Below are 22,704 nucleotides of genomic sequence, written 5' to 3'. Positions count from 1 at the left end.
TAGGGAGCTTTAGCGAGACATCGGGACGACAAACCCGCACCACTAAAGCATTGCATAAAATCCTGCATACGTAATAATTTCAGAGATTGCGAGAAACCCAGTATTGGTGCGGATGCCCTGGGCATGGCTACTTCCGATAATGTGGGATTATGTAAACCTAACATGAATATAGTATGCATTCGTTACCCCCTAAAAGTATTGAGAATAGGAAAGTAGGATAGGATAAATGACTAGATGAGACGCCGTATAAACGTGTGGATCAATCCGTGTAATGGATAATGGAGGGAAGATCTCTTAGACGATGGAGAAAGCAAAAATTAGTGCCATTCAACTATTTGTCATGATGTTTATATTCGAACTTGGAAGTGCACTGGTCGTAAGTTATGGAATAACTGCTAAAAAAGATGCTTGGATTGCGACTCTTTTAGGGCTATGTGGTGGAATTGTCTTATTCTTTATTTATTACTTTTTATTTCTTCAATATCCGAACCTGCCGTTGACCGGATATGCTAGGAAGATACTTGGTAAATACGTTGGATGGATAATCGGTCTATTATACGTCCTATTCCTTTTGTACGATGCAGCCCGAGATTTGCGTGACTTTGGTGATTTGCTGCTTTCCTCAACATTGAGGAAAACACCGTTATTGGCGATCAACATTCTGTTGGTTCTTGCTATTTGTTATGTACTTTCTCTAGGAATTGAAGTATTAGCAAGGACAGCAGAGGTATTTATTGTCATTCTAATCTTTTTCGGGTTCATAGGAAACTTTTTAATACTCGCTTCAGGTAATGTTGATATCGATAATTTGCAGCCGGTTCTTGAAAATGGATGGAAACCTATCTTAACGACAGCATTTCCGTTGCTTACTTTTTTTCCTTTTGGAGAAATAATTGCTTTCACTATGTTGTTTCCTTATTTAAATCGGCCTGAATTAGCGAAAAAAGTTGGGCTGTTTGCCTTGTTTTCAAGCGGTATTAGCCTAGCTTGGACAACCAGTTTAAATATTGCCGTTCTTAGTGTCGAAGTAGTGGAAAGATCTACTTTTCCTTTGTTATCAAGCATCGCAAAAGTCAATCTTATGGAGTTTTTACAACGGCTGGATGCTCTTGTTGTCCTTACCCTTCTCATCCTTATGTTTTTCAAAATATCCATTCTTTTTTATAGTGCAGTAATCGGCATAGTCGATTTGTTCAATTTGAAAAATCATCAACAAATTGTTTTGCCAACTGGGATTATCCTTATCTTTTTATCAATGGCGATTGCCATAAATTTTGCGGAACATATTGAAGAAGGGCAGAAAACGGCACAATATCTCATTTTCCCGCCTATTATGGTAATCATACCGTTGGTTATGTTACTTGTTTCCATAATTCGAAATGGTTTCAAAGGAAAAATAGATTGAAATCAAAAACATAATAACCTCTATGCTATCCAAAGCCACCGAATTTAAACAAATCCGAGGGCTTTTTTAACTTCCTAGATCGAATCTTATGTCAACTAGCGCCCCTAAAGCGAGGAACTGCTTTTTGTTCTTAGCGAATGGTAGCTGCATTTTTTAGCAGAAATCCATAAATAAAAGTTCTAAGAAGGAAGCATATTAAACAAGTGGGTATTTCTCTGGGGACAACCTCCTATAAGTTATTTCTGGTGAACCCACTAGTCACCTAAAAAACAGCCTCGCCCTGGCTGTTTTTTATTTTTACTGGACGTGCTGGTGGGGCTGGTTTGTATTTCCTGTCTGTTTTGGGCATATTATTCTTTGATGCATGAAATAGGAGGTTGTTTATACATTGGAAACAAGCCACGGTCATGAACAGTTAACAGCTACTGAAATGGGGAAACTTTGGGCAACGTATATGGGCAACAGCATGTCTAAATGTATAATGAGTCATTACCTTCAACACATTGAAGATCTAGATATCAAAAAAGTGTTAGACCACGCTTTACATTTAAGCGAATCATTGCTGCAAAATATAAAAGAAATTTTTATTGCGGAACACTTTCCTTTACCGGTTGGATTTACAGAGACAGACGTGAATTTAGACGCCCCTCGGTTGTTTTCAGATCAGTTTTATCTTCATTATCTAAAATATACGGGCAAAGCGGGAATCAGTCTGTATTCCATTGCAGTCCCCCTAATGACAAGAGAAGCTACAAGAGATTTCTTCACGAATGCCCTTAACTCGACGGTACAGCTGATTACTGAGATCAATCAGGTACTAATGGCAAAAGGCTTTTTAACGAAGCCCCCAATCATTCCGGTACCTACCCAAGTTGATTTTGTAAAAAAACAAAGTTATTTGAAGGGTTTCTTCGGACAGGCTAGACCCCTTCATGCTTTAGAGATTACACATCTTTATGAGAATATGGAGAACAATGTGACAAGCAAAGTGTTATTACTTGCTTTTAGTCAAGTAGCTCAGGATGAACAAGTTCGTCAGTTTTTTATCAGAGGGAAGGAGCTTACTGACAAGCATTTAGAAATCTGTTCTGAGAAATTGTATAACGAGAATTTGCCGTCTCTTACATCCCTAGAACACTTAGTCAGTACATCTACGACTTCACCTTTTTCAGATAAATTGATGCTATATCATAAAATTGATATGTTCTCCATGAGAATCAGAACATACGCGAATGGTGCATCCCTTAATGGAAGACGTGACATAGGTGCAATGTATGCAAAATTTTTGGCAGACATCAGTCTCTATGTTGAGGATGCAGCCAATATAGCGATTGATCAGGGATGGATGGAACAACCACCACAGGCTGTTGATCGGGATCAATTAGCTTCAACATAGTTATGTAAACAAGTAGCCTAAAAAGACAGTTTTCTATTTTTTCTTTAGCGTATTATCCCCTTCTCAAAACACAATAAAGTTAAAGAAATGAATGTATACTTTGATGCGAAAGATTGTATTGAACATAAAAAGCCATGTTCCTAACGGGAAGAGAACATGGCTTTTCATAAACTAGCAAGAAACACTTAATAGGAGGTACTCTTGTGAAGGAATACCCACACATTTAATATTGCCCGTTCTTGAATGTTTATGTAGTTCTTTATACAAAAGTTTACATTCGATAAATATGGGGTTCGATAGATTTATTGACTCCCGATAATGAGGGATTATGTTAACTGCACATGTATAGAATATACATGTGCAGTTAACATTTTAAGCAATTAGAAACAAGTTTAATTTAACTCTGATAATCCTAAGGCTAGCTGTTTCCAGAGAATGTTCTTTACATGCTCTTTTTGATGCTCCTCACACTCCACGATAAGAATCACTTCTGAATTTTTCCCTCTTAAAATCCTCTGTTTTTTTTTAATTACTTTGTTTATAAATACATCGATTAGAAAACCAAGGAGGAAACCACTTCCTGCTCCGATTAATCCCCAATAGATGGGTCCCCATTCCAGTACAAATCCCCTACTGGCACCAATTACTGAAAAGAGGAAAGCAAATATCATTCCTTTAGAAATGAGAGAAACTCCATCAGATTGATGAAGATTATCAAAGATTTTTCGTTCCTCCACCCTATTATTTAGAGGAACAGCCAAAATCCCGTAGATACCATTTTCCTCTAGTTCACTAATAGCTAATTCTAAATATGTTGAATACTCAAAAGTAGCAAAAATTTGCACCTGATTCACCTTGCTTATATTCTGTATGTTAAAAGCAGAACGTTGGTAGTGACTTTTTAAGTATTTCTTTTGTTCTTTTTCAAATAATTTGTTATTTTCCACGGTGCTGGTATAAGCGTCATAAATGGTAAAAAAGTAAAATGAAGGAAGATACAGCAGCCATTGTGGATTTAAGACATCCGTAGATTTGCTGATGTCTCCTAGAAAAAGATATTGAAACCCCTCCAAAAATCGTGAATAATACATAAAAACTGCCGTCCATATGAGTGTGAAAACAGCAAGCACAATCCTATGGACATAAAGTTGTCCTACGCTAGGGATAGTCATCGCCCAAAACATAGCCATCAAAGGATTTCTCTTATCAAGATAATTAATTTCAAAAGCACTTATGGTAAACGAATTGAATCGAGCATTTTCTCTTTCAGCGAGGACATAAATTTTATTCAAATCCACGGTTGTACGATAACTATCCCAAATCGCAAACAGGTAAACAGGGATATACATCAGCATGAATCTAACATCCAATACCTCTTTTGCAGCTTCAATATCACCTGTGAACGAATAAACCATTGCTTGGTTAAGGTGAGTTGTTTGATTGATAAAAATTTCCCATATAAATAAAGCAAATGCTCGAAGATATTTACTCAAGAGAAAATGTCCAAATCCAGGAAAAGCAACAGACCACAAGGCAACAGTCCACGGGTTCCTTAAGTGAATTTGTGTGGTTCCAAAAATACTCACATGAGCTTTATAGCGACGTGCCTTGTTTGTATTTTTAAAGTTATCCATGACTCTTCCTCCAGCTAATAACCACCATCTTTAGTATTATTAACCATTGAGATTCATTAAAACCTAAAAATATATATCTTATCTTTCTTCAATAAGTTTTCTAAACGAATTTACCATTTACTTCCGAGAACGGAAATTATGTAAACTATAAATACTTTTGAAGGAGGTAAAGAAATGGAGTTTGATTGGATACAATTCATGTTTTGGCCTTTTATGATTGCCTCAGTTATATTCTCACTGATTGGAATATACTTCAAAAAATCATACTTTCTAATCATTTCCGCAATATTAATTGTACCTTCATCACTGTACTTAGCTGCTACGCCTCGTTTTTTTATATGGGCTTTAATTTTTCCCCTACTCTATGCATGTACAGCAATAAAAATAAAAAAACGTAAAGTTTGGTTGTCGATCTTGTTTGTGATACCCACATATTCCTTTATTGTATGGCTTGGATTACTAGTAACAAACCAGTAGATTTTCTCTCAAAAGTAACTACTGATAACACTTGATTATGTGAACAAGAAACCTCTTCAGACTTTGTGCTCTGAAGAGGTTTTTTATAGTATATGAGACACATTGACTCCCGATAAGCATGATTATGTTAACTAATTACAAAGAGTTGTACTATTAGTTTTTATTCCTGAATGTACTGATATTGAGGAGGGAGAACTAATATGATTGAGGCTCTTTGTTATTTGGCAGGTGTTACTCTTTTAGCATACATTGTACGTAAATTTAATTCTGCAGATACTTCAGATGATCCCATGAAGAATAATCATAAATTTGCTGACTTCCTTGAAGATAATGAAGGCTCGGATGATGGAGGAGATGGGGACTCAGATTAGTGACTAACACGTATAACAAAAAAGACGGCGGAAAATTGCCGTCTCTTTTGTTATTTAATTTCCTGTATGTTTGTATCGACAAGAATAAAAGGTTTCATAACTCATAAGTATTGACACCATTTTTGAAGTCCTGTAGTATCAAGGGATCTACAGGTGTCAAATCTTAGTGTCATAAATAGAAGGGGAAATTACATGTGAAATACGGCTATGTAAGGGTAAGTACAGTAAATCAAGATCTAGAGAGTCAATTACAGACACTGGAAAATGAAAACTGTGACAAGATTTACTCCGAGAAATTCACAGGGACAAAGACAGAGCGTCCTGTTTTTACAGAGCTACTAGAAATGTTAAAAGAAGGTGATACACTGGTAGTAACAAAATTAGACCGTTTTGCCCGTACTACTGAACATGGTATCAGGACAGTGAAGGAATTATTTGAAAGAGGGGTAAAGGTTCACATTCTAAATATGGGCCTGGTGGAAAACACCCCTACAGGACGTTTAATCTTTAATATCCTGAGTGCCTTTGCTGAGTTTGAACGGGATATGATTGTAGAACGGACGCAAGAAGGCAAGGCTATTGCTAAACAGCGTGGGGACTTTAGAGAAGGTAGACCGAATAAGTTTAGCAAAAAGCAAATTGAACATGCTTTAGAGATATTAAAAACCCATTCCTATAAAGAAGTTGAGAGCATGACTGGAATATCTAAAAGTACTCTAATTAGGGAAAAGAAGAAACGAGAGGTAGCAAAATGATGACAATTGAAGTTAAAACGTTTGAGTTACCGGAACAAAAGCCGGAACTATATTTTTCGCATACAGAAACATACACGCTAATATCTGTACCAGCTTGGAGCTGGTGTTATCTATGGACTATTAGCGACAACGATCAAAAGGACAAGCAACAGTTTAAAGAAGCACTGAAAGGTATTTTAGATGATTCAACAGCCATACAAATAACCGATAAGGTTTACCAATTCTTAATGACCGGAAACTAATGCCCAAGATACATTGAGTTCCGATAATAGTTTATTATGGAAATTTCACATGAATATAATATACATAACTGAAAATTGCAGATTACAAAAAAAGAGTGCGACTTGCTCGCACCTTTTTTTGTAATCCCACCAAGCGAAGCGCGGTAGCTTTACCCTTCCATAACATAGGATAATATCATTTCCTCAGACGTCTGCTATTGCTGAACAAGGAAAAATCTTGCATATCAATATAATTTAGTTTCTTATTATTACTATCTTAAAGGCTAAAAATTCTGCAAGGAACGGGTAGTATTTTTTGAGTGAGACCACTCAAAAAATCTCCACCCTTAACAAAGAAAAGCCGCCTCCTTAATCGTCGCCTAAATGGCTGTCGCCATTTCTTTCCTTTGTCCCTTTCAGAATTTTTTTCGGCTCGTTCTTGCTTTTCGCCAAGCCGATGACCAAAAGCAAGATGCGGGGTATCGGCTTGCACGAGCGATTATACGAGCCGAACCGCTAGATCGTCCGTCCCTTGTATTGCTCTCTCTCCTTAGGCCTACACGCTTACGTGGGGTTTCGTCCTCACACGACGAGCCATCCACTGCCCAAAAGCAAGGGAAGTGCCAAAACCTTAAAAAATCAAATGATAGTTCTACTACTATGTAACATTAAATAAGGAATAAAGACGCAATGTATTGATACACTTGCTTCTTTTTATAATGTTAGACATTATATAAATTCAATAATGATTGGATTCATTATATTTTAAGACCCCTTGGCTGTTTCTGGCAATTAACTGATGTGTGTTTTGGCAGCATCTTTACAATTTAATATGTATTAATAAACTTACAAATATTGTATAGTGGCTAATTTTTATGCATTTTTGGTGACCATTGCTTATTGTGCTAACTGGCAGGTTAGTTCAACAAGGAATCTTAATAATAAGGATTGAATTATATTAGAAATCCCGTAAGGAGTTAAGAAAACAATGAAATTCAATACAATTAACTTTGAAGATTGGTTTTCAACAGATATACCCGAAAAGTGGGAGTTTGAAGAAGAAAACGATTTAATTACATTCTATAATACAGTAAACCCAAAAGGTAGCTGCTCTATTAGTTGAACTGGTTTGATAATCTGTGCATCCCGGCCAAATCCAAGAAAGTATTCGGCAAAGAAGTTGACAATTTGAATTCTAATAATATAATAGTCATATGACTTTAGAACAAAACGATACGCAACGAATAAAAATATTTAATGCCTTAGCAGATGAAAAAAGGATCGCAATCATCCGCTTATTGTATTACGGAAACAATCGCCCGATGTGTACGGATATAGGAAGGAGTTTAGGTGTAAGTAAGTCCAATGGTTCCTATCATTTAAAAATTTTATCCGAAGCAGAGCTGGTGAAGATTGATCGTGAGGGTGTCATAAAATATGTCTCATTAAATGAGGAGACATTCACCCGCTATTTACCTGGGTTTTTGGCTACACTTTAATGTAGCCTCCTTTTTTGGTTATTAGTTCTAAAGTTTTATGACTTTGATATAACGGAGGAGAAATAGATGAATCAAAAAGAGAATAGGTTGATTATCACATTATGTTTAATCGTTTTATCCGGGGTAGCCAATTCACTTTTGTTTAATGTTGCCTTATTTGAAATGATGAATGGGCTTGGAGTGACAGCTTCCAAAATTAGCTGGGTGGTTATTTCCTATACTTTAGTGATTGCCTGTGGTTCGATTACTTATAGTAAGCTAGCCTCTTATTTTCAAATTAAAAGTTTGTTGATTTTTGGGATTAGTTTATTCGTTACAGGTTCCCTTATAGGGTACACGACGAATGATTTTATCGTTGTGGTCTTGGCCCGTATTATTCAAGCAGCGGGTGGTAGCTCGTTTATTGCATTATCCATGATCCTGACGAATCAGTATCTCACCTTCCCTAAACGCAATCTGGCTTTAACATTAATAGGTGCCTGTCTATCACTTGGTTCAGGAATAGGATTTTTGCTCGGAGGCTTCTTTACTCATTTTTGGGGCTGGCACTCCCTATTTTTATTAATGAGTATGGCTATTTTTACGTTGCTAGGAATTATTTTGTTTGTGCCCTCCGGATATGCCAATCATAAGAAGCTTACTCAACCGTTTGATTTTTTAGGCTTCCTTTATTTATTGACTTTTGTCGTGACGTTTATTTTAGGAGTCAAATTAAATGGTTATTTGCTAATCATTACAGTGATATCTGTATTTTTTATGGGGATCCATGGCAAACGTCAAGATGTCGGGATATTTATGGATCTGTCAGTTTTTCGATTCTATGCCTTTAATCGGTTCCTTTTGCTTAGTTTTATTAATAGTGCTGCCATGGTGGGAATTATTTTTCTTTTTCCGTTATTAGCAGGACAGCAGTTTCATGTCTCTGCCTTGAAAACTGGCTTTATTTTGGCGGGGATATCAATCTTTTCCTTTTTGCTGAGCTTCGTAATAAGACCAGCTATAACCCGCATCCAAGGGAATGGTCGATTGGTCGTTGCTGTCGTCCTTCAATTCATTGGATTTCTGCTATTAGCCATCTTTGGAGTAAACCAATTTGCAGTGGCTAGTGTTGGCGTTGCCCTTATTAATATAAGCTTTACAATCCTTACCATTGTCATCAATATTGATATTCCCCACACGATAAAGAAGGAAAAAAGTGCAATGGGGCTGGGGATCTATAACTTAATCAACTTTTTAGGAATGTCATTTGGCCCTTCAATAGCGAGCCGAATCCTAAACGTGACATCAAGTTTCAGCCTGAGCTTTGGATTTTTCGTTAGTCTATTACTTGTAGCATTGCTATTATCATGCGTGAGCAGCATTCCAGTCTCTTCAAGGAAGATAAAGCAGTCACGTCAACTGTAATCTTAAAAAACTGGTTAGATATTTTCTAGCCAGTTTTTTAGTGCTTAAAACCTTTTGAATGGTTCTTTTAGCTTGGACGACTTTCATTCGTACACGGTCACAATAATTCCATCCATATTGTCACCTGAGATAGCCCTAGAAGGCATTACTAAAAAAAACGCTAAGATAAACTAAACGGAAAGTGGGAAGACCATCAGGTTTTGGCCATCATTAATCCTAAAGATTAACTGATAAAGACACTTTGAAAATGTTGACTTCGTTAATTCAGAAATCAATTGCTTTATTCCCCAAAAGGGCGCTTTTCTTTAGTAAGAAGGCGTCTTTTTTGTATGCTCCTACACAAAAGGTTGTGAAGATTTTCACTTAAACTATAGGGTAGCAAGAGTGAAAAAGGAACGTATCTGTACTCCCACCCCAAAAGTTAGAGCTGAATTCTGACTTTTGGGGTGCTTATCTATGACTAAAAATACTTCCTATAAAATTCCTGTCTGATGCTTCCGCTTAATTGTGCATAAATCCGGGTAGTTTCATTTTTTTCGTGATCTAATAAGCTTTGAATAACATCGAGAGGTGCTCCATTATTCAATAAATGGGTCGCATAGCTGTGCCTCAGTTGGTGAGGATGAATGTCTTTGTTAATACCAGCACGGTTGGAAATCCGCTTAATTATGTATCGCATCGTGGCAATGCTCATTCGATGAGGATCGCGTTCCGTAACAAAGATAGCAGGATCCCTGTCTACACGACTATCCAGGTATCGTTTTAACCAAATTTCGCAGCGAATATTAAAATAGACCTCCCGTTCCTTATCGCCTTTACCTCTTATAACAGCAGACCGGTTCGACCAATTAATTCTACCTCTATCTAGGGTAACAACTTCTCCTATTCGGCATCCCGTGGAGAACATGAATTCAAACAGAGCCTTTTCCATTGGGGAACAACAGGATTCCCGTAAATGTTCAATTTCCATTTCGGTCAAAAATTTAGGAATTCGTTTCCCAGTTTTAGGTTCTTTTATTTTAGCTGCTGGGTTTTTGGGAATATGCCCTTCTTCATGAGACCATCGAAATAATGATTTCATAAAACGAATTCGATGAGCCAAACTTGCAGGCTTGAGACTTTCACTTGATTTTGCTAAATAAGCTTTTAATTGATCCGTAGTGATCGTATCAAGTTGAACATCATTAAAAAAGCGTATAAGTAAGCCGGACTGTAGTTTATATGCTTTTAATGTTTGCGGCGAAAAGCCTTCAATACGTTTATCAGATTCATACGTTTCCCATGCTTGAGATAATAACAAGTTCATCTCTCCCCAAAAATTCTTTTTTCAGGAATTATTGACCTGTTTCTCGAAATTGAAACGGCGGTTCTTATTAAGCTAAATGGCAGGTTAATTCAATAAAATAAAAGGGTATTGACAACAAAATTTATAAGTATTATTATTACCTCATATTCGAGATAATTTAATTCGAGATTTTTTAAGGGGGTGAGATTAATGGAGAGGAAATTTAATAATTTGCCCTTTCTGATATTAATGCAAACATCTAAAGCAATTCATGATCGAATAAAGGAAGAAATGACAAAAAACAAGCTTGGTATTACGGAATTTTCTGTTTTAGAGGTACTTTATCAAAAAGGGAAAAAAACAATTCAACAAATTGGAAATTGCATATTGGTCTCAAGTGGTTCGATGACCTATGTTATAGATAAACTAGAACAAAGAGGTTTATTAAGACGTCATGCCTGTCAAAATGATCGCCGGGTGATACATGTGACATTAACTGATGATGGAAATGAATTTATGAACGACATCATGCCGAAATATTATAAGTTTGTTAATCAAATGTTTGGCTCATTAGATTCTGAAGAGGCAGAGACATTGGTGCAGCTTTTGAAAAAAGTAAAGAATAAATTTTAAACTTTCATTTTTTTAATACATTATCTCGAATTCGAGATAAATAACGTTTAGGAGGATTTTAAGATGATAAATATTGGTTTATTAATCATTCGTTTGGTAATTGGTTTACTATTTGTGGGTCACGGTGCTCAAAAATTATTTGGCTGGTTCGGTGGCTATGGATTGAAAGGAACCGGTGGATGGTTTGAATCTATTGGCATGAAACCAGGAGTAACAATGGCTCTTTTCGCAGGGTTAGCAGAATTTATTGGTGGAATTTTGTTTGCATTAGGACTTTTAACTCCACTTGCAGGAATTTTGATTGCAGGGACTATGGCAATGGCGATTGTGAAAGTTCATGCTCCTAACGGATTATGGGCAACAGCTAATGGATATGAATACAACTTAACTTTACTTGCAGTTGCTATTGGTATAGCTTTGGTCGGTCCCGGTCAATATGCTTTAGATTCATTTTTATTTTGAAATATATGGTCTTCGTGGGCTATGTTCTTGTTTTGAAAAGAGAAAAAGTAATGAAACATATATTTCAAAAAGGAACGATCTATTAAAATTTTTTCACGGTAAATCCGTAGCCAAATGGTATACAAAGATTGTGACAGGAGTGAAATGAGATGGAACTCTTAGGACTACATCATGTATCAATATTAACAGGAAAAGCAGAAAAAAATTATGAATTTTATACAAAAATTTTAGGAATGAGATTGGTAAAGAAAACAGTTAATCAAGATAATACAGAATCCTATCATCTTTTCTATGCTGACGCGGAAGGAACCCCAGGAACTGAAGTTACGTTCTTTGACATTCCTCATCTTGGGCAAACATACAGGGGAACTTCAGATATTTCTACTGTATCGCTAAGGGTTAGAAATTTAGATTCATTGTTATTTTGGAAAGAACGTTTTAACCAATTTGGGGTTGAATATGACGATATTCACAAAAGAGCAAATCGTGATACATTGGCTTTCAGAGATTTCGAAGGGACTCGCTTAATACTGGTAGCCGATAACGGTGAAAAAGGTGTGAGAGCTGGGGTTCCTTGGCAAAAGGATGACATTCCACTTGAACATGCCATTATTGGTTTAGGACCTGTAACCCTCACTGTCGCAACGGCAGAACCAACTATCGGTGTTTTAACTGAAATTATGGGTTTTCGCTTTGCCGGTTCTTACCCTTCACTTGAAGTGTATTATCCTGATATATTGATTTATACAACTGGAGAAGGCGGCAGCGGTGCGGAAGTTCATATTGAAACAAGACCCGATTTGCCAAGGGTCCGCTTAGGTCGCGGAGGTGTTCACCATGTTGCTTTCCGTATTCCGAATGAGGAAGAATATGACCAATGGGCAGTGCGTTTGAAAGAATATAGGTTACCGAATTCAGGGAAAGTGGAACGCTATTACTTCAAGGCATTATATTTCAAGGAACCCAATGGTATCTTATTTGAATTATCAACGGATACACCAGGATTTGCAACAGATGAACCAATGGAAACAATGGGGGAAAAATTAGCACTTCCACCATTTTTGGAACCAAAACGAAAAGAAATCGAAGAAAAATTACGACCATTAATCTTAAATTAAATCTTGGAGGAATATATAATGAACCATCTAAAAGGAATACACCATGTAACTGCTATTACAAGCAGTGCAGAAAAGAACTATGAATTTTTCACTTATGTTTTAGGTATGCGTTTAGTTAAAAAAACGGTAAATCAAGATGATATTCAAACCTATCATTTATTCTTTGCAGATGATAAAGGCAGCGCAGGCACAGACATGACTTTCTTTGACTTCCCCGGCATTCCGAAAGGCATACATGGGACAAATGAGATTTCAAAGACATCGTTCCGTGTACCGAGTGATGAATCATTAGACTATTGGGCAAAACGTTTTGATCGTTTAGAAGTCAAACATACTGGAATCAAAGAGCAATTTGGCAAGAAAACCCTCTCTTTTATTGATTTTGATGATCAGCAATATCAATTGATATCAGACGAATTCAACAAAGGGGTGGAATCTGGCACACCTTGGCAAAAGGGTCCAATTCCACTGGAATATGCAATTACAGGGTTAGGACCTATTTTTATCCGTATTGCGAACTTTGATTACTTTAAAGAAATGATGGAAAAAGTCCTATTATTTAAAGAAACAGATAAAGAAGGTTCATTCCATTTATTTGAAGTGGGAGAAGGCGGGAATGGTGCCTCGGTCATTGTAGAACATAATGCTATTCTTCCTGAATCCCGGCAAGGTTTTGGTACGGTTCACCATGCGGCATTTCGTGTAGAAGATCGCTCTGTTTTAGAAGAATGGATTGAACGGATGAATAGTTTTGGATTCAATACATCCGGTTATGTAAATCGTCACTTTTTTGAGTCATTATACGCAAGAGTGGCACCGCAAATTTTATTTGAGTTCGCTACAGATGGTCCTGGTTTTATGGGAGATGAACCTTATGAAACGCTTGGGGAAAAATTATCTTTGCCTACATTCTTAGAGCCTAAACGTGCACAAATAGAAAAATTAGTTCGCCCAATTGATACAGTGAGAAGTACAAAAGAATTCATCAAAGAATAAAAGGAAAAATATTAAATTAGCTCTTCAAAGCGTTTCTATAAAAAATAAGCCGGCTGCTTAATGAATAGGTAGTCGGTTAGTTTTGTTAAAATATATGAAGTTATTTTCCACCTGCACTTGATTTCTTGCGTAGACCTCTCCTTATGTTTTTTTATTGTGATTGTGCAGTTTCTACATCTTTATTGTAAAATTTCACTGTGCTCTTTAAACGATTGTTTTAGGAATAGATTTGTTATCAATAAAAGGAACAGAATACTTTAATAAGATTGAGTTCCCTTATTGACATACAAATTTTATAATTATATAATAAATCTCGAATTCGAGTTAATTTACAAAGGGATTGATAATTTTGAGTTCAATTAATAATGAGGATTTATCTTTAAAGTTATTTGTTGTACTATCACGAGCAGTACAGTCAGTATCAAAACGTATTGAAGAAGACATAAAAAGATACGGACTAAACCAAACTGAATTTGCAGTTTTGGAGTTACTGTTTCATAAAGGTGATCAACCTATACAGAAAATTGGTGAAAAAATATTGCTGGCAAGCAGTAGTATTACGTATGTGGTTGATAAGTTAGAAAAGAAACATCTTTTAGTACGAAAACCATGTCCTAAGGATCGCCGTGTTACGTATGCATCAATCACTTCAGAAGGCAATGAATTACTAAGTAACATTTTTCCTCAACACAAAGAGGCAATCCATCAAATATTTGGCGGTTTGGACGCTTGCGAGAAAGAGAAAATGATTGAACAGCTGAAAAAATTAGGATATCATGCTCAAGGATCATAAAAATTTTTAACAAATATCTCTAATTAGGAATATCTTGCTTAGTTATAAATAAAAAGGAGGTGATAAAAGTAATAAGTATTAGCTTACTATACGTTTTAACGGTATCCAAAATGAATAAGCTTCTTTACATGCTTAGATCAATGATTGCTGCAACAATGGTAATGACCAATAAGTTAAGGTGCATGCTCCAAATGGCTTATGGGCAAATCAAAACGGGTATGAATATAATTTAATGTTGCTAGTAGTAGCGCTTGGCTCAGCCTTAATAGGTCCTGGTCAGTATGCTTTAAATGCTTTTTTTATTATAATTTATCTCGAATTAAGTATTCTTCAATTAGAAGTTGTTTTGCTTGATATGAGTTTAACTGTAACAAATAGAATCTGGGGAACTACAATCATAATTAGAAAAAGATCATGCAAATGTAGAGATACATTGGGAGGATCAAGGGCATCACTTAACTACTTAAGAAGTTAAAGTCACAGCAATTTGGTATCGAAAATTATTTATTAAATAATACAACTATTACGGAGGGTTAGAGAATGTTGGTAAAGAACGAAATCGGAGCACTTATTTTACGAGTAACATTAGGAGCATTATTTTTGATTCATGGTTTAGTAAAGTTTCAAGGCGGAATTGAGAATATTGTAGGATGGTTTGAAAGCATTGGTTTACCAGGGTTTATGGCATATGGAGTGGCCTTGGTTGAACTGATTGGCGGGGTTGCACTGATTCTTGGATTAGGAACACGACTTGTATCCGCTTTGTTTGCATTACTCATGATTGGAGCAACACTAAAAGTGAAACTTTCGGTCGGTTTATTAGGAAATGGTCAAATGGCAGGATATGAGTTAGATTTAGCATTTTTGGCAATGGCAGTTTATCTTGTAATCAATGGAAGCAAGGCGTTATCAGTAAGCCAATTGATTTTTCAAAAAGATTCAAATGAGTTCAAAAGAGCTGCTTAATAAATGAATGTAGCTTTTAAAAGTAAGAAATAATAGGTGGTGTGTGAAAATGGGTTTTTTATCCAAATTATTTGGAAGTTCATCTATAAAGGAGACAGAAACAATGGCAAATGTAAAATTAGCAGTAATTTATTACAGCATGGGTGGAACAAACTATCAATTGGCAAAATGGGCTGAAGAGAGTGCAAAAGAAGTTGGAGCAGAAGTAAAAGTATTAAAAGTACCAGAATTAGCTCCTCAATCAGCAATTGAAGGAAACCCAGTTTGGAAAGCTCATGTTGACGCAACGAAGGATGTGCCTGAAGTAACATTAAATGACTTAGAATGGGCAGATGCGATAATCTTCAGCGTTCCAACTCGATTTGGTAATATGCCAGCGCAAATGAAGCAGTTCTTAGATACTACAGGTGGTCTTTGGTTTAATGGAAAACTTGTTAATAAGGTAGTAAGTGCGATGACTTCTGCTCAAAACTCTCATGGTGGTCAAGAACAAACCATTTTATCATTATATACGTCAATGTATCACTGGGGTGCAATTGTAGCAGCTCCTGGATATACTGATCCTGTAACATTTGGTGCTGGTGGAAACCCATACGGAACTAGTGTTACGGTTGGTCAAGATGGAAAAATGATCGAAGATGTACAAGCTGCAGTCAAGCATCAAGCTAAACGAACTGTTACAGTTGCGGAATGGGTAAAAAAAGCGAATCAAAAAATGTAATGGAAAAGAAAGGCTAATCGGTAATTCCCGATTAGCTTTTTGTGTGTAAAAATGCAAAACTATGAGAGTAAAGATTGTGAAAATATGTACTTAAACAAACGGGGTGCGAGAGTTAAACAAAGGGGTGCTACGGCAGCTCTTTTTCTTGTACCACTAACTGGCAGGTTAGTGGTAGAGGGATTTTAAACACAAACATACTTAGACTCTGTTTTTTGAAAAAATGAGATCGTCCTGGAAGGACCTTTGTAAGCTCTCAGAATTACTAATATTATTTAGGATTGTCTGGCGGAAAAAGGTAAGACATATCTTTACAAATTTATAGGGATATATGGATATGCCAAAAGGTGCGCTCTAACGAGTGCACCTTTTGTTTTATGAATTGTATATTTCTCTGTTTAAATTCACAATATCCTTATGTGAAAATTCAACTTCTTTTTTTTCTGCAAGGAGCTCTGCAAACATTTCCATCACTTTATCCCGTAGTAATGGTGCTTTTTCTTTACTTGCCTTTTTCAACGCTTTCGTTAGTTCATCTTTTGTTAGCTCCGTACAGTAAGCAGGAGTTCCTGGCTGTTGTCTCCAAGAGTCACTTATAGAACCACTATCTACTGCGTCGAATCCTAGCTCGTTTACTACGTTCATGACTACTTGTTTTTGTGATGGGTCATTACCAGCAACTGCCATCGCAATTCGTCCACTAGAATCTTCGGATGTTCCTTCATTTTCTAAAGTATGGGCTAATAAGTTGTTGAAAGCTTTAATGATAGGTCTGCCTAATTGATTTGAAACCCAAACACTTTCAACCATCCCGTTCTCGATTTCTTCAATTTTGCCGTCTCTAAAAGGATAATAATTTGAAGTATCTACAATGATTACTTCCTCTCCGACTTGATCGATAATGTTCCGAATACTTGGCAGTGCTTTTATAGGGAGAGATAGTATAAGAACTTCAATATTTGTAATTGCATCCTCTACACGCACGGGTGTTCCAGCAAGCTCTTTTCCTTCTAAACGTTCAATTCCTCGTGCATCTGCAATCTTGACATTATGCCCGTTCTTAACTAATTTTTTAGAAATAATGGACCCAATTGGTCCTGCACCTATAATTCCAAATCGCATGATTGTTCCTCCTAAAGAATTTATATATCAAAGAATAATTCCGCTAACGTTACACAATCATATTTTCAGCTGAATCATTCACCTCTTATCAAACCGTAAACAAAGCATCATATGTCTTTATAAACGTATTGAGTATTTTGGTTACATATACTAGAATATAATCATTTCTCATCTTTTTGAAGAAGGCAATAAAAATTGACATAGTACATTTTTTTGTACTTAACAGTAGAAAGCAGGTGAAATGGTGTCTAGATTATGTAAGGATGGATTTAAAAAAAAGTGTATAAAGGAACAAAGAGAAGTATATGGTATCGCCTATACCCAAAACATACTTTCAGGTCGTTGGAAATATCTTATTCTTTGGTTTTTAAAGCCCACAGAGCGTCGTTATAGTGAAATCAAAGCTTTTTTAGGTGATATTTCACAAGGTTCTCTCACAAAGCAACTTCGAGAACTAGAAACAGATGGCTTAATTAACCGCATGGTTTATCCAGAGGTACCTCCTCGTGTTGAATATTCATTAACCTCAAAAGGGGAAGAATTCATTCCTATTATCGATTTGATGGAAGCGTTCGGAAAGAAGTTTGGGGAGCAAGCAGATTAAACCAAAACGGTCACATCTATCGTTTCCCCCACAGAAATGAAAAATTAAATGGTGGATAAAGTAAAAGTTGTGGGACGAGAAATCGTTCCAAAGGCAACTTTTTCTTTTACGATAAAGGTTTGTGAAGAAATGTACTTAAACTAAAGGGTAGCGATTCTTCAATAATGAAGGATCGCTTTTCTTATTCGACTAAATGGCAGGTTAGTTGAAGAAGGTAATATTTGGATCAAGATAGATATAAGTAGAAAAGTTAATAACAAGGGGTGATTTTTTAGAGAAAAATATTGGGGATGTAGATTTTTTTAAACAAGTAGTAAAAAGACTTTGCAAAAAAAAACAATATTTCCCCTCAGAAACCTAAATTTGAAATCATCGAGAACGTAATGGTTATTAGCATTAAGAACCATTTAAAAGATGGAGTAGACTTAGATTGTTTTAATATTTTAAACCTTATTTACCGAATAATTGGACCTTTAGAAGAGAGCTGAACAAACAAGAAATAGAATTATTGAGGCTTATGCAGAGTGTCAAGGCATTTTATTTTGATTATAGCAATGAAATGAATACCATTTGACGATGAATTATTTTACTAAGTTTTTAATGTTTTTACTGATATATGCAAAGTTAGCAGTATGTTAATAAAGTAATAAGGTTTACTTCAGTAAAATAAGGTATATTATATTTGTTGAATAGATTCTCTTTAAAGACAAGAAAAGTAGGTGAACAAAGTGGGAAAATATCAATTGGATAGCAAAGGTCAGGTAGCTGTGACAAAGTTTCATGAAAAACAGAAGCCTGCCAAATTTGATAAAAAGCAGCAACTTGAAAAAATACGTGCGGAGTATTTGAAAAAGAAGCAAAAACAAACAGATAAATAATATGAATGAAAACATAGGAAGACTAAAATCTCCCTATGTTTTTCTTATTCGAAGTTCTTTTTTCAATTGATGATAGAGTTTATTATTCCCATAAATTTCAGATTCAGTGACAAAAAACTCGTCATCAGATATCCATTCCTCACTAAAAATTTCAGTAGCAGAATCAATAGACTAACGGAGAACGATAATTGTTTCTGGAATAGTTCCATCCTTTTAATGTTTGCCCAGGAGGAAATAAGATGAAAAACTACATTTTTAAACAATTAAGATTTGTTCGAGAAAACACAATTAATTACGTGGCAGAAATTAATGATGAAGCATCACTGTTTATTCCAGAGGGATTTAATAATAATATAAAATGGAATCTAGGACATATATATGTTGTGCAAGAAAAGCTTGCATTTTATTTTATTAAGGAAAAAATGATAATGCCGAATAACTTTTCGGAATTATTCACTACTGATACAAAGCCCACCAATTGGGGAGATCAGGCGTTACCAACAATTAGTGAATTGATCCAATTATTAGAAAATCAAATAGAGAGGATCGAACAAACATTGGAACTTCGGTTAAAAGAAGTTATCGAGAAACCTTTTACTATACGTCAACAGGTCTTACTTTATCAATAGTAGAAGAATTACTCAGTTTTTGTTTATATCATGAAGGTATGCATTTTGCTACAATAAAATCGTACGAACGAATTATTCAGAATGAGAGAAGGAATAAGGGTATTTAGAACAAACAAAATGTCCTACTTCTTAAACAATTATTAAATAACTCTATTTTTAGCACCGTCATAAAAATGGACGGTGCTATATGTGTTAAGCTTGAAATTAAATTAGGGGTAGAAACCCACAGCCGTCAACTTAAAAAAATAAACTACCCCAAAACGATAAAATTGAGAAACTTGTGCAAAATCTTTGTTTTGGGGTAATTCTGAATTCTTAACTTGATGGGTATGTGGCGTTATCCCACATCCATCAACTTAAGAAATCCGTTGTTCCCCAAAATGAAAAAAATAAGCTTAATTCTCATAGACAATTGTGGAAAGATAAAATTTTCGTTTTGGGGTACTTCAAAATATTAACTTGATGAGCATGCGGACTTACCGCTATTTATTTTTAGAACCCGTTATAAATAAAACGGGTTATTTTTTATTGACACAAAATATACCCTAATGTTAGGATAAAAATGTACTAATTTTAGGATAAATAATATTAGGATAAAGAGAGAGAAAATAAATGACTGTTTTATCAATTATTCTTCAAGGCATATTAGGATTAGGATTCCTAATGTTTGGGTTTATGCAATTTGGTTCAAAGCAAATGGTGGATGAATTTAAGCGTTATGGGTATCCAGCAGGTTTTAGGGTATTTACAGGTCTGGTTGAAGTGATTTCGGCGGTATTAGTCATTTCAGGTATTTGGAATGATACATTAGCTGCGTGGGGTGCTTTGCTAATTGTAGGAACAATGTTGGGAGCAATTTTTACACACATGAAAGTTAAGGATCCTGTAAACAAAATGATGATGCCAATCATTTTACTCATTTTAGGATTGGTAGTTTTATTAATAAACCTAGGATCTTTGTTTGTATAAATATCGAATTAATCTAAAGGAGAAATATAAATGGAATTTAAAATTATTAAACCGCGAGATCAGGCGTATGGGCAATTCGATGACGGTAAAATTATAGAACAAAAACCGATTGGCTTTTCTGGAGAAGGATCACTAATCGATCGACTAGGACCATTATTTTACTGGGCTTGGGGACATTCTTCCGAACCCGCGGAAATTGGTCTGCATCCTCATCAAGGTTTTGAAATCATCACTTATGTAATCAAGGGTAAAGGTTATCATCGTGATACGCTTGGTACAGTAAGTGTTGTAGAGGAAGGCGGCACTCAGCTCATGCAAACAGGCTCCGGTGTGTATCATGCAGAAGCATTAAAAGAACCATCTGAAGTGTTTCAAATCTGGTTCGAACCCCATTTAAGCCAAGCAATAAAACGAACACCAACTTACTCACAATACAATTCTGAGGATTTTTCTGTCCTAGAAAAAGAAAGTGTGACAATTAAGACCATACTAGGAAATGGTTCACCCATGAAAATTGTGACAGATGCGGGGATGTGGGATATCTCCATTCCAAATGGTACGGTATATACCCATAGTCTTGCTCCAAACCGGACATTAGCTGGTTTAGCCATCAAGGGCGATGGATCGTTCACATTAGATACAAATCAACCGAATCATTTTAGACATAAGGATTTTGTTATCGTTCAATCAGGACAGGGTGGGAAAGTAACAATTCAAGCTTTAGATAAAGACCTTAGAATCTTCCTAATTGAAGTTCCGACTGAAGTTGAATATCCTCTATACAGGAAACCAAGATAACCTAAATTGAATTTTAAAAACCATTATAATAGGAGGTTCGATGAATGTATCAAGGAGATGAACAAAGTCAGTTGGATTTGAGGTTGTTTCGTGTTTGGCTGAAAGCTTCTCAAACTATTACTGAAAACATACTAAAAGATATTGAAAGCCATAATATTAGTCGGGAAAATTTTATGATTCTTGAATTGCTTTACAATAAAGGTCCGCATCCTGTCCAAAAGATCAGTGAGACGTTCTCTATTCCAAGTGGAAGTATCACCTATGTGGTAGATAAGTTAGAAAAGAAAGGGTTTGTAGAAAGACAACCAAACCCTAATGATAGAAGGGCTTCTAATGTCGTCATAACGGAAAAAGGAAGAGCACTTTTTGACAAAATTTTCCCAAAACACGTTGCAACAATCTCAGAAAATGTTTCATTCATTACTAACGAAGAGAAAGAACAGTTAATTTATTTATTAAAGAAATTAGGAATAGGTGCAAAAAATTTACAAAAATAACAGATAAAACATAAGAGGAGAAAAAAGAAATGAAATGGGTTATTCGTATTCTTCAAGGATTACTTGCGGTTGGTTTTGCAGCTTTTGGTGTAATGAAGCTAACAGGAAATGTAATGCAAGTTCAAATATTTGAAGGTTTTGGTTATCCGTTAGGATTCATGTATTTTGTAGGTTTCTGTGAAGTATTAGGGGCTATTGGACTTTTGGTTGGGTTCTGGAAATCAAGAATTGCTTTACTGGCTTCAGGCGGACTCGTATTACTGATGGTCGGTGCTGTGTTTGCACATTTTAAAGCTGGACAAGGTATAGGATTAGCTATGCCTGCCTTGGTCTTTTTCATCTTAAGTCTTGTGGTTTTACTTGGAAAAAGAGCAGGGAATTTAAGTAAGAACGTGTAAAAAAGAACTTTTGGATTTTATTGTACAGAGTTCATACGTGTTAATAAAAGTTCTTTATAATATAGATTTTTAAAAAATAATAGGTGGTAATTAATATGGGGTTTCTATCCAAATTATTTGGAAGTTCATCTATAAAGGAGGAAGAAAAAATGACAAATGAGAAATTAAATGTAGGAATTATTTTAGGTAGTACAAGACAAGGACGAGTTAGCCCACAAGTAGGAGAATGGGTGAAAGAAATTGCTGACAAACGTGGAGATGCAAACTATGAAATCATAGATATTGTGGATTATCAGTTACCATTTTTAGGAACAACTGATGGGACAGAACCAGGAATTGCAGCTTGGAATGAAAAACTTAACAACTTGGATGGTTTCGTATTCATCGTTCAAGAATATAATCACAGCATAACAGGAGCCTTAAAAAATGCACTTGATTTAGCTCGTGAAGCTTGGAATAACAAAGCAGCAGGTATCGTAAGTTATGGTTCAACTGGTGGTGCTCGTGCAGCTGAACATTTACGGGGCATCTTGGGGGAATTAATGATTGCTGATGTTCGTGTACACCCCACCTTGTCCTTATTTACAGATTTTGAAAATTATACTACCTTTAAACCAGCTGAATTACATCTTAATAATGTAAATGAAATGCTTGACCAAGTTGTCGCTTGGAGTGG

At 35.7% G+C, this 22,704-nt stretch carries 25 protein-coding genes and 1 pseudogene; 23 read left to right on the top strand and 3 right to left on the bottom strand.

Annotation, left to right across the window (positions count from 1 at the left end):
• Positions 1-301 precede the first annotated feature (301 nt).
• Entirely contained in the window at positions 302-1,405 is a 1,104-nt protein-coding gene (locus AAHB12_RS24410; RefSeq protein WP_342047675.1) for a GerAB/ArcD/ProY family transporter, read from the top strand.
• 388 nt (positions 1,406-1,793) lie between these two features.
• Positions 1,794-2,801, top strand: a complete 1,008-nt coding sequence (locus AAHB12_RS24405; protein ID WP_342047674.1) for a DUF3231 family protein — start codon at positions 1,794-1,796, stop codon at positions 2,799-2,801.
• Positions 2,802-3,193: 392 nt separating this feature from the next.
• Here the strand turns inward: AAHB12_RS24405 and AAHB12_RS24400 are convergent, their stop codons facing one another.
• Positions 3,194-4,435 (bottom strand): hypothetical protein, encoded by a 1,242-nt coding sequence (locus tag AAHB12_RS24400; RefSeq protein WP_342047672.1) that lies wholly within the window; start codon positions 4,433-4,435, stop codon positions 3,194-3,196.
• Positions 4,436-5,112: 677 nt separating this feature from the next.
• Here AAHB12_RS24400 and AAHB12_RS24395 point away from each other — a divergent pair.
• The 5 genes from AAHB12_RS24395 to AAHB12_RS24375 all read left to right on the top strand — a co-directional run bounded on the left by AAHB12_RS24395 (position 5,113) and on the right by AAHB12_RS24375 (position 9,162).
• Complete coding sequence (locus AAHB12_RS24395) at positions 5,113-5,283, top strand: hypothetical protein (protein WP_342047670.1); 171 nt, start codon at positions 5,113-5,115, stop codon at positions 5,281-5,283.
• Between the two features lie 194 nt (positions 5,284-5,477).
• Positions 5,478-6,038, top strand: coding sequence for a recombinase family protein (locus tag AAHB12_RS24390; RefSeq protein WP_342047668.1), 561 nt, complete (start codon positions 5,478-5,480; stop codon positions 6,036-6,038).
• Positions 6,035-6,280, top strand: a complete 246-nt coding sequence (locus AAHB12_RS24385; RefSeq protein WP_342047666.1) for a YueH family protein — start codon at positions 6,035-6,037, stop codon at positions 6,278-6,280. Before AAHB12_RS24390 ends, AAHB12_RS24385 begins: the two co-directional genes overlap by 4 nt.
• A gap of 1,193 nt (positions 6,281-7,473) precedes the next feature.
• On the top strand, positions 7,474-7,758 hold the full coding sequence (locus AAHB12_RS24380) for an ArsR/SmtB family transcription factor (RefSeq protein WP_098573007.1): 285 nt from the start codon (positions 7,474-7,476) through the stop codon (positions 7,756-7,758).
• A 66-nt stretch (positions 7,759-7,824) separates the two neighbouring features.
• On the top strand, positions 7,825-9,162 hold the full coding sequence (locus AAHB12_RS24375) for an MFS transporter (protein WP_342047661.1): 1,338 nt from the start codon (positions 7,825-7,827) through the stop codon (positions 9,160-9,162).
• 460 nt (positions 9,163-9,622) lie between these two features.
• On the opposite strand, the gene AAHB12_RS24365 is transcribed toward AAHB12_RS24375, so the two are convergent.
• Complete coding sequence (locus tag AAHB12_RS24365; protein WP_342047660.1) at positions 9,623-10,462, bottom strand: tyrosine-type recombinase/integrase; 840 nt, start codon at positions 10,460-10,462, stop codon at positions 9,623-9,625.
• A gap of 195 nt (positions 10,463-10,657) precedes the next feature.
• On the opposite strand from AAHB12_RS24365, the gene AAHB12_RS24360 reads away from it, so the two are divergent.
• From AAHB12_RS24360 to wrbA, 8 genes and pseudogenes are all read left to right on the top strand, one after another.
• The gene (locus tag AAHB12_RS24360) at positions 10,658-11,080 is read left to right on the top strand and encodes a MarR family winged helix-turn-helix transcriptional regulator (protein ID WP_342047659.1); all 423 of its coding nucleotides are present in this window, start codon (positions 10,658-10,660) and stop codon (positions 11,078-11,080) included.
• A 63-nt stretch (positions 11,081-11,143) separates the two neighbouring features.
• Complete coding sequence (locus tag AAHB12_RS24355; RefSeq protein ID WP_342047657.1) at positions 11,144-11,542, top strand: DoxX family protein; 399 nt, start codon at positions 11,144-11,146, stop codon at positions 11,540-11,542.
• Between the two features lie 149 nt (positions 11,543-11,691).
• Positions 11,692-12,660, top strand: coding sequence for a ring-cleaving dioxygenase (locus AAHB12_RS24350; protein WP_342047656.1), 969 nt, complete (start codon positions 11,692-11,694; stop codon positions 12,658-12,660).
• Between the two features lie 18 nt (positions 12,661-12,678).
• Entirely contained in the window at positions 12,679-13,656 is a 978-nt protein-coding gene (locus tag AAHB12_RS24345; protein ID WP_342047654.1) for a ring-cleaving dioxygenase, read from the top strand.
• A gap of 349 nt (positions 13,657-14,005) precedes the next feature.
• On the top strand, positions 14,006-14,449 hold the full coding sequence (locus AAHB12_RS24340) for a MarR family winged helix-turn-helix transcriptional regulator (protein ID WP_342047653.1): 444 nt from the start codon (positions 14,006-14,008) through the stop codon (positions 14,447-14,449).
• 140 nt (positions 14,450-14,589) lie between these two features.
• A pseudogene (locus AAHB12_RS24335) lies at positions 14,590-14,747 on the top strand (DoxX family protein); the annotation flags it as partial.
• Between the two features lie 242 nt (positions 14,748-14,989).
• Entirely contained in the window at positions 14,990-15,415 is a 426-nt protein-coding gene (locus AAHB12_RS24330; RefSeq protein WP_342047652.1) for a DoxX family protein, read from the top strand.
• A gap of 103 nt (positions 15,416-15,518) precedes the next feature.
• Complete coding sequence (gene wrbA / locus AAHB12_RS24325) at positions 15,519-16,136, top strand: NAD(P)H:quinone oxidoreductase (RefSeq protein ID WP_342047651.1); 618 nt, start codon at positions 15,519-15,521, stop codon at positions 16,134-16,136.
• Between the two features lie 372 nt (positions 16,137-16,508).
• On the opposite strand, the gene AAHB12_RS24320 is transcribed toward wrbA, so the two are convergent.
• Entirely contained in the window at positions 16,509-17,255 is a 747-nt protein-coding gene (locus tag AAHB12_RS24320) for an NADPH-dependent F420 reductase (protein ID WP_129728290.1), read from the bottom strand.
• A 244-nt stretch (positions 17,256-17,499) separates the two neighbouring features.
• Here AAHB12_RS24320 and AAHB12_RS24315 point away from each other — a divergent pair, with 244 nt between their 5' ends.
• The 8 genes from AAHB12_RS24315 to AAHB12_RS24280 all read left to right on the top strand — a co-directional run.
• Entirely contained in the window at positions 17,500-17,859 is a 360-nt protein-coding gene (locus AAHB12_RS24315) for a winged helix-turn-helix transcriptional regulator (RefSeq protein ID WP_342047699.1), read from the top strand.
• A gap of 728 nt (positions 17,860-18,587) precedes the next feature.
• Positions 18,588-18,737 (top strand): hypothetical protein, encoded by a 150-nt coding sequence (locus AAHB12_RS24310; RefSeq protein ID WP_165350876.1) that lies wholly within the window; start codon positions 18,588-18,590, stop codon positions 18,735-18,737.
• Positions 18,738-18,976: 239 nt separating this feature from the next.
• Complete coding sequence (locus AAHB12_RS24305) at positions 18,977-19,366, top strand: DinB family protein (protein WP_342047649.1); 390 nt, start codon at positions 18,977-18,979, stop codon at positions 19,364-19,366.
• Positions 19,367-19,978: 612 nt separating this feature from the next.
• Positions 19,979-20,335 (top strand): DoxX family protein, encoded by a 357-nt coding sequence (locus tag AAHB12_RS24300; RefSeq protein ID WP_129730472.1) that lies wholly within the window; start codon positions 19,979-19,981, stop codon positions 20,333-20,335.
• A gap of 30 nt (positions 20,336-20,365) precedes the next feature.
• Positions 20,366-21,133 carry a pirin family protein gene (locus AAHB12_RS24295; protein ID WP_342047645.1) on the top strand — a complete coding sequence of 256 codons (768 nt, stop codon included), beginning with the start codon at positions 20,366-20,368 and terminating at the stop codon, positions 21,131-21,133.
• 44 nt (positions 21,134-21,177) lie between these two features.
• Complete coding sequence (locus AAHB12_RS24290) at positions 21,178-21,630, top strand: MarR family winged helix-turn-helix transcriptional regulator (RefSeq protein ID WP_129730468.1); 453 nt, start codon at positions 21,178-21,180, stop codon at positions 21,628-21,630.
• A 29-nt stretch (positions 21,631-21,659) separates the two neighbouring features.
• Positions 21,660-22,028: a DoxX family protein gene (locus AAHB12_RS24285; protein WP_129730466.1), complete on the top strand. Its 369-nt coding sequence runs from the start codon at positions 21,660-21,662 to the stop codon at positions 22,026-22,028.
• A 95-nt stretch (positions 22,029-22,123) separates the two neighbouring features.
• Positions 22,124-22,704, top strand: a 581-nt coding sequence (locus AAHB12_RS24280) for an NADPH-dependent FMN reductase (RefSeq protein WP_342047644.1), incomplete at its 3' end; no start/stop codon positions are given.

The sequence above is a fragment of the Bacillus sp. OTU530 genome, assembly GCF_038440375.1.
The sequence above is the reverse complement of the archived record's forward strand: the minus strand, read 5'-3'. Positions and strand labels throughout refer to the sequence as shown.

Bases quoted from the DNA above. Each gene is read 5' to 3' on its own strand.
- AAHB12_RS24380 (WP_098573007.1), top strand. From the start codon at position 7,474: ATGACTTTAGAACAAAACGATACGCAACGAATAAAAATATTTAATGCC.
- AAHB12_RS24300 (WP_129730472.1), top strand. From the start codon at position 19,979: ATGACTGTTTTATCAATTATTCTTCAAGGCATATTAGGATTAGGATTC.
- AAHB12_RS24385 (WP_342047666.1), top strand. From the start codon at position 6,035: ATGATGACAATTGAAGTTAAAACGTTTGAGTTACCGGAACAAAAGCCG.
- AAHB12_RS24375 (WP_342047661.1), top strand. From the start codon at position 7,825: ATGAATCAAAAAGAGAATAGGTTGATTATCACATTATGTTTAATCGTT.
- AAHB12_RS24345 (WP_342047654.1), top strand. From the start codon at position 12,679: ATGAACCATCTAAAAGGAATACACCATGTAACTGCTATTACAAGCAGT.
- AAHB12_RS24305 (WP_342047649.1), top strand. From the start codon at position 18,977: ATGAAAAACTACATTTTTAAACAATTAAGATTTGTTCGAGAAAACACA.
- AAHB12_RS24295 (WP_342047645.1), top strand. From the start codon at position 20,366: ATGGAATTTAAAATTATTAAACCGCGAGATCAGGCGTATGGGCAATTC.
- AAHB12_RS24355 (WP_342047657.1), top strand. From the start codon at position 11,144: ATGATAAATATTGGTTTATTAATCATTCGTTTGGTAATTGGTTTACTA.
- AAHB12_RS24285 (WP_129730466.1), top strand. From the start codon at position 21,660: ATGAAATGGGTTATTCGTATTCTTCAAGGATTACTTGCGGTTGGTTTT.
- wrbA (WP_342047651.1), top strand. From the start codon at position 15,519: ATGGCAAATGTAAAATTAGCAGTAATTTATTACAGCATGGGTGGAACA.
- AAHB12_RS24320 (WP_129728290.1), bottom strand. From the start codon at position 17,255: ATGCGATTTGGAATTATAGGTGCAGGACCAATTGGGTCCATTATTTCT.
- AAHB12_RS24330 (WP_342047652.1), top strand. From the start codon at position 14,990: ATGTTGGTAAAGAACGAAATCGGAGCACTTATTTTACGAGTAACATTA.
- AAHB12_RS24400 (WP_342047672.1), bottom strand. From the start codon at position 4,435: ATGGATAACTTTAAAAATACAAACAAGGCACGTCGCTATAAAGCTCAT.
- AAHB12_RS24410 (WP_342047675.1), top strand. From the start codon at position 302: ATGGAGAAAGCAAAAATTAGTGCCATTCAACTATTTGTCATGATGTTT.
- AAHB12_RS24395 (WP_342047670.1), top strand. From the start codon at position 5,113: ATGATTGAGGCTCTTTGTTATTTGGCAGGTGTTACTCTTTTAGCATAC.
- AAHB12_RS24360 (WP_342047659.1), top strand. From the start codon at position 10,658: ATGGAGAGGAAATTTAATAATTTGCCCTTTCTGATATTAATGCAAACA.
- AAHB12_RS24350 (WP_342047656.1), top strand. From the start codon at position 11,692: ATGGAACTCTTAGGACTACATCATGTATCAATATTAACAGGAAAAGCA.
- AAHB12_RS24290 (WP_129730468.1), top strand. From the start codon at position 21,178: ATGTATCAAGGAGATGAACAAAGTCAGTTGGATTTGAGGTTGTTTCGT.